Here is a 6,661-nt window from a genome sequence, read left to right as displayed (position 1 = left end):
GGACGAACTTGACCAACAGTCGGCAATCGTCATGGACAATGCAGCTTTTCATCGCAAATCGAAGCTTGTTCCGCTTGCGGAGAAACATGGGCACAGGCCAATCTTTTTGCCGGCGCATTCACCCGAATTGGATCCAATTGAAAACTTTTTGGCATGGCTAAAAGCTAAACTGCGCAGAACGCTCGCTAATGTTTCTTGTTTTGATGACGCTCTTTGCTACTGTTTTAAAAGTATTTGACTATACTTTGACTTAAGACAGTACGTTCATGCTTCGTATCTGCTTCATACTTTTTATGTGCCACTGCCTTCCTGACGGTCATTTGTGACAAGGCGAAAACTGCAAAAAGTGGCGGAGAGGGTGGGATTCGAACCCACGGCGGCATTGCTGCCGCGGCGGTTTTCAAGACCGCTGCCTTAAACCGCTCGGCCACCTCTCCTTGTTGGTTTTGTGCTTTAGCGCTGCGCATTGGAACGGGGCGCGGCGCCGGCCGTTTAAGCGGCAAAACGCCGCGCAGGGGCCATAATAATGTCCGCAGGTCAAAAGCATGCTGCCTTTGCGTCCAATTTACTGCCCTGCTTGGCCCTAAAGCTAAGGATTCGCCTACGTTTTGCGCCGCGCAGGAGGGCAAATTGTCTCGTGCGCTTTAGTCATGTTTTGTTCCGAGGACAGTATAAGAAGTTATCCAAGATTCTTTGATGGACATTATTGATTTTACTGCATTGAGAGCATAAATTTCAACATCTTTTTTGGGTTTTGGCTCGGAAGGTTTGGGCCGGGGATCTGTCCGCCGCTGAAAACTTAATGCCTCGCGGCAGGACATTTGCCTTGCAAGGGAAAATCAGCCGGGGATTTTGCCGGGGAAGGCTTTATTTAAGAAAATCTCGTCCTGAATTACTTGCCGCAGAGCGTTGAGGGCGGCCTCCGGATACCGTTCGCGGCTTAACTGTTCCTGAAAGGCCGTGAACGCCTGCTCCTGGTCACGGCATTGATCAAGGTAATGGACGAATTGGTTTACCGCCGCCAACAGCCAGACGTCTTCCGGCAGGTCGCCCGCCTTTTTTCCCAAAGGCGCGCTGCCGTCGGCGTATTCGTGATGATATAGAAGATAGTCGTTCAGCCATTCGCTCATCTTGAGCCCTTTGAGCATTTCCACGCCGGCCTGTCCGTGGGCGAGTTCCCCCTCGTCCGCCAGCCGCCCGAAGTCGTGCAGCCAGGCCGCGATGTCAAGGCGCGTCTTGCGTTCCGCAGTCATTCCCAGCAAGTTGGCGGTTTTGTTGCAATAATTGGCTACTTGCGCGGCATGTCCGTAAATTTCCGGCGACAACTTTTCCATAATCCTGATCAGGGTACGCACAACGGCGGAACGGCCTTCATTGCTTTCCATGCCTTTTTTGGCCTGGATCAGGCGTTCAATATGGTGCCGCAGTTCGGCGTAGTTGACAGGCTTGGTGACGAAAAGGCTCGCGCCCACTTTGTATCCGCGAATACGGTCGTCGGTTTCGTCCAAGACTGTTTGCATTATCACGGGAATATCCCTGGTTCCGGGATAGTTTTTCAATTCCCGGCATACTTCAAAGCCGTTCAGCCCCGGCAGCATGACGTCAAGCAAAATCAAATCCGGCAGATTCTTTTTGGCTTTTCCCAGCGCGTCCATGCCTTGCAGGGACAGCTGCACGTCATAGCCCCAACTGAGCAAAACATCTTTTAACAATTCGCAATGCTGTTCGTTGTCGTCGACAATCAAAATTTTCTCCATACGCAAACCTCGCAAATAAAATAGCTGAAAACCTCTAACAAAAAGCCGGCCGCCGCAAGCGCGGCTGCTATCTTTCGTTCGGCCTTTCGCCCGCGCCGGCGGCATCTTGCCCGTCTTTGCTGTTTTTGTTCAGGGGAATGGTGAATATTACTTCCGTGCCCACGCCTTCCTGGCTGTTCAGATATATTTCCCCGCCGTGCATTTCCACTAAATAGCGGCATAGGGGCAGTCCCAGCCCGGTTCCTTCATATTCCCGGGAATAGGAACTGTCCGCCTGTTCAAAAGCTTCAAAAATGCGTTCCTGATCTTCTTTTCTGATGCCGATGCCGTTGTCTTTCACCGCGATCCGCAGCATATTGTCCAATTCCCGCACGTCCACCCATACCTTGCCGCCCCTTGGCACAAATTTGATCGCGTTGGACAAAAGGTTGTAAAGAATTTGCCGGATTTTCTTTTCGTCGGCGTAAAGCAGTATGTTGGCCGGGCAATTTTCCTGAATGGCGACCTCCTTGCGGCCGGCAACCGAATAAAAGGTCAAAAGTGTTTGGTCAAGCGCGTCCGCGAAACGGAATTCGCTGAAATTGAGTTTCATCATGCCGGCGTCGATCTTTGAAATGTCCAATATATCGTTGATTATTTGCAATAAATGCCGGCCGCTGCAAATCATGTTGTTTACATGTTTGGCCTGTTTTTCTGTCAGCAAGCCGAAATGTCCTTCCAGCAGGGCCTCGCCGGAACAAATCACGGCGCTGAGCGGCGTCCGCAACTCGTGCGTCATATTGGACAAAAATTGTGATTTTACGGTATTGGAGCGTTCCAGGTCCCTAATCATCTGCCGCAGCGCCGCAGTGCGCTGCTCGATTTTTTCTTCCAGTTGGTTGTTGCTGTCGATAAGGTCCTGCACAAAACGTTTGATTTCCTGTTCCATAGCGCCCAGGGTCTTGGCCATTTCGTTGAGCGCCCTTAAAAGGCGCGCCGTTTCCTGCCTTCCCACAAGCATGTTGGGCGGCACGGCGATGCTTCTTTCGCCTTGCGAGACTTTTTGCGCTATTTCCGTGGCCAGGTTGATCGGCTTGGTAATCTTTCCGGTAACGAAATAGCTGAAGGTCAGAACCAGCAGCAGGGTAACGGCGCAAATAAGGACAGTAACGCGTTTTTGGATGTTCATGATGACGTAAAAACGTTCTTCCGGAATGCCCACGCCCAGGGCGGCAATCGGCTTGCCGTTGTAATCTTTGATATAGCCGGTGAAAAAAACATGTACCTCTTTGCCGACATTTACCCGGCCAAATTCAATCTTTTCCACCCGCTCCCACTGGTCGGCCGAGACCGGGCCGTAAGAGCCGATATAGCTCGTGCCGGCGGTGTCGCGCACATTGGAACATACGCGCACGCCGCTTACCGTAAGCGAAAAGTAGGCGTCCTCGATGTTTTTGGTAAACTGCGTGGGCATGGAACTGTCATTGTTGGCGATATCCGCGAGCGCCATGTAAGCGACAAGCCGCCCGTCGCGCAGTATCGGCGCGACCGCCACGCCGGCAAGGCATTTGTTGAAATGTTCACCTGTCTTCATTATTTTTATTTGGTAGCGTTCCCATTCCGGGCTGTCGGGAACGGAAACCTCCGAAAGGTCAAAGACCAGCCCGGAAGAGACGACAGAATGCCGCGGCGCCCCGGAGAGCAGCATTCCCCGCAGCGAGGCCGGGATGCCGGCGAGAAAGGGCTTGGAGGACGCTATCAGTTCTTCCGCGTCCGGTCGGATTACCACCAGAAAATCCAGATAGGGCAAAAGTTTTTGCAAACGGGCCAGGCAATCGGTCAGGTATTCCGGGTCTTCCATTCTGCCGATAAATTCCGGGTTGGTGGCCAGCATGCTGGCGCTTAGCTTCAGTTCCGACAACTGGGAGTTTTCTATATTGTACGCTACGGCGAAAGCGTTGGAAAGGTATTGCCGCGCATCCTGATTTATCTGGTCTTTTTGTTCAAAGTTGATAAATGCCAGCATAAGCGCGCTGGGGAAAATGACGGCTATGAAAATGACGATCATCATTTTTCTTCGGATGGACATAGCTACGAGCCGCCTTTCAAAAGCTCGTTTTCCAGAGCGAACAATTGGCGCCGGTCTTTCAGGTTCAGTTTGCCCAGGATATGGCTGACGTGGGTCTTGACCGTCTTTTCGCTTATATAAAGTGTCTGGGCGATATCGCGGTTGGAATTTTTCTTTAACATGAGCATGGTCACTTCCAATTCACGGGCGCTCAGGCGGGCGCGCAGATAAGTTTCCAGCGGGCTTGCCGGGTTTGCCTGCAAAAATGAGTTCTCGTCAATGTTAGTCATATTAAAGATGTCGTTCAGGAGATTGATAATGCCGTGGAATTGTTCTTCCTCAACCGTAAGTACGCCGCCGCCGTAAGCTATGCAAACAATCCTGCCCAAGCAGTAAATCGGGCTGCCGAAAAAAACCAGGCCCGTAAAACAATGGTGAATATAAACATCCTTTGTGCCCCTGGCAACCTGGATTACCTTCCTTCTTTCCATCAGGCAGCGTTTCAGGTTGTTTTTTATCATATAATCGCAAACCAGCGGCAGATTTGACCAAACCAACAGCGGTTCGCCTGAAAGATCAAGAAAACACAAGCTTATGCCGAAAGTTTTGGCAAAGCTGTCCTGGAACGCCTGCAATTTTTCTTTGCCAATGACATTAAGCCACTGTTTTGCGTTGATTTGTTCCATTTAGCGTCAACTCCCGCGTTGCCTTTAAAACCATTTTTTCGACTACGTTGCAAAACACGCAAATACGCCGTTTCGGAAAAACGGCCGGCGAATGTTCAACCTCCGGAGGAGGGGAAACCGGGGAACAACCTGTAAAATTGCAGCCATGACCAAGCACGAAAAACAAGCCCCTTGCCCGGGCGGACAGGTAACAGGCCGCATGGCGGCATAACATTGCCAAGGAGAACTGGCCCTTGCTCTTTGCCGGATACCGGCAAAGAGCTGTTGCCCGGCCTTTTGCTAACCAGCTTGTCCATTTTCGACTGACTGTAAAAAGAGCCGATAATTTCAGCTTGCAAAGCCGGTTCGCCGTTTTGCGAAAATGCATTCGTTGCCTGGCCCCAAAATTAAAATATGCTAAAAAGGCTCATAGCTGCCGCAAAAAACGCGAGGTAACATTCTCCGCGTTTCGTTACCTTGGAGCCGACAGGGAAAGGCAACTTTGGCGTCATTATAATGTTGCCGCTGCGGTTGGCGCGGCAGGAAGCTGAAATTTTTGACTTGGCGGCCTCAATGATCTATTTGCAGTATGTGCTTATTATATCATACCTTCGCTTCAAGTATAACATTAACGCCCTATGCGGCCGATAAGTGAAAAAGCCCAGGCCGAATCGAAAAGCGAAAAGTATATGGGCGGGGGGCGCGCCCCCGTAAGCGCGGCGATGGCCTCCTGCATAAATATTAGCACACAATTCACCTGGACGCGTCCCCGCAAGCGCGGCAACGGCGCCTATCTTTTAGCGGCCGGCGGCGTTTTTTCGCGGCGAAAAAATTTGCGTTTTGCCCGACGGGGGACGCACAAAAAATTTTTGGCAAGAAATCCAAAACGAAAAATTTTTCTGGAAAAAGGCAATTTTATAAGTTATAATTAACAGGTACTATAAAAAATACTATATTAAGCCCAAATTTTCGCACTAAAAGCAAAAGGAGTGGTTTTGCGCATGAAAGAAAAAGCATTTCAATTTATTGACGGCAAAAAGGATGAAATGGTGTCTCTCTGGCGGGACCTCGTCAACATGGAAAGCGGTTCCGCCTATGTCGAAGGCGTGGACGCCGTAGCCAACAGAGTGAAAAAGGAGCTGGAAGAGTCAGGGGCCAAGGCGCGTCTTGTCGAGTACGAGAAAGCGGGCAACATGGCGCTGGGGGAGATCCCCGGCGGCGCAAAAGCGCCGGTGCTTTTCTGCGGGCACATGGACACGGTGTTCAAATTCGGCGAAGTCGCCAAACGCCCTTTCACTATTAAGGACGGCATTGCCTACGGGCCGGGCGTCCTTGACATGAAAGGCGGCATCGTCATAGCGATTTATGCCGCCCGGGCGCTGCGGGCGGCGGGTTACCGGGAACGTCCGCTGAAATTTGCCTTTGCGGGCGACGAAGAAATCGCCCATCCCCATTCCAACGCCGCCGACGTTTTTGTGGACGAAGCCAAAGGCTGCGCCGCCGCTTTCGACTGCGAGACCGGCTTTGTGGACAACTCAGTGGTGGTTGGCCGCAAGGGCATGGCCACTTTCAAGGCGGCTGTCCACGGCGTTGCCGCCCACGCCGGCAACGACCCTAAAAGGGGACGCAGCGCCATATTGGAAATGGCCCATAAAATCATCGACATACAGAACCTGACCAATTGGGAGGAAGGTTATACTTTCAACGTGGGCGTCATAGAGGGCGGCACGGTAGTCAATGCCGTGCCGGGCTATTGCGAGATAGCTGTCGACATCCGTTACGTGGATCCGGCCATCACCGGCAAACTCAAAGACATGGTGGAGAAAACGCTTGCCAAAACCTACATAGAAGGCACGCGCACGGAACTGAAAGATTTTCGGTTGGGAATCAACGCCATGAAAACCACCGACAGCGTGAAAAAACTTTTCGAGCTTTGGAAAAAAACCAGCGAAGAGAATGGCTTTGGCACGCCGTCCGCCATTGTTTCCGGCGGCGCTTCCGATGCCGCTTATACCGTCATGGGGGGCGCTCCCTCCCTTTGCTCCGTGGGCGTCAAGGGCGGCAAAAACCACAGCCCCGATGAATTCGCGGTGGTGGACGCCCTGTTTGAGCGCGCCAAACTGCTGGCGGCCACCATCCTTAAACTTGATGAAATATAACAGTTGGCGGTCGCTTTGCTGAACGGGCCGTCC

General features: G+C 51.9%; 4 protein-coding genes, 1 tRNA gene and 2 pseudogenes. 2 read left to right on the top strand and 5 right to left on the bottom strand.

Annotated features, from left to right (window positions below; genetic code table 11):
* Positions 1-238: transposase (locus LBO03_10475; protein MDR3349996.1), on the top strand; the 238-nt coding region annotated here is incomplete at its 5' end.
* A gap of 109 nt (positions 239-347) precedes the next feature.
* Here LBO03_10475 and LBO03_10470 read toward each other — a convergent pair.
* The 5 genes and pseudogenes from LBO03_10470 to LBO03_10450 form a co-directional block, all read right to left on the bottom strand.
* Positions 348-437, bottom strand: a tRNA-Ser gene (locus LBO03_10470).
* A 402-nt stretch (positions 438-839) separates the two neighbouring features.
* Positions 840-1,757: a response regulator gene (locus LBO03_10465; GenBank protein MDR3349995.1), complete on the bottom strand. Its 918-nt coding sequence runs from the start codon at positions 1,755-1,757 to the stop codon at positions 840-842.
* A gap of 67 nt (positions 1,758-1,824) precedes the next feature.
* Positions 1,825-3,825 carry a hypothetical protein gene (locus tag LBO03_10460; GenBank protein ID MDR3349994.1) on the bottom strand — a complete coding sequence of 667 codons (2,001 nt, stop codon included), beginning with the start codon at positions 3,823-3,825 and terminating at the stop codon, positions 1,825-1,827.
* Between the two features lie 2 nt (positions 3,826-3,827).
* A pseudogene (locus tag LBO03_10455) lies at positions 3,828-3,971 on the bottom strand (LuxR C-terminal-related transcriptional regulator).
* Between the two features lie 69 nt (positions 3,972-4,040).
* Positions 4,041-4,490, bottom strand: a pseudogene (locus tag LBO03_10450) (PocR ligand-binding domain-containing protein).
* 980 nt (positions 4,491-5,470) lie between these two features.
* On the opposite strand from LBO03_10450, the gene LBO03_10445 reads away from it, so the two are divergent.
* A complete protein-coding gene (locus LBO03_10445; GenBank protein ID MDR3349993.1) occupies positions 5,471-6,628 on the top strand; it encodes a M20 family metallopeptidase in 1,158 nt (385 codons plus the stop codon).
* The last annotated feature ends 33 nt before the right edge of the window (positions 6,629-6,661 follow it).

This window comes from Acidaminococcales bacterium, assembly GCA_031290885.1.
GTDB lineage: Bacteria > Bacillota > Negativicutes > Acidaminococcales > JAISLQ01 > JAISLQ01.
Note: the sequence above shows the minus strand (reverse complement) of the source record. Positions and strands in the feature narration are given on the sequence as shown.

Coding starts and splice junctions, on each gene's coding strand:
- LBO03_10445 (MDR3349993.1), top strand. CDS start 5,471: ATGAAAGAAAAAGCATTTCAATTTATTGACGGCAAAAAGGATGAAATG.
- LBO03_10465 (MDR3349995.1), bottom strand. CDS start 1,757: ATGGAGAAAATTTTGATTGTCGACGACAACGAACAGCATTGCGAATTG.
- LBO03_10460 (MDR3349994.1), bottom strand. CDS start 3,825: ATGTCCATCCGAAGAAAAATGATGATCGTCATTTTCATAGCCGTCATT.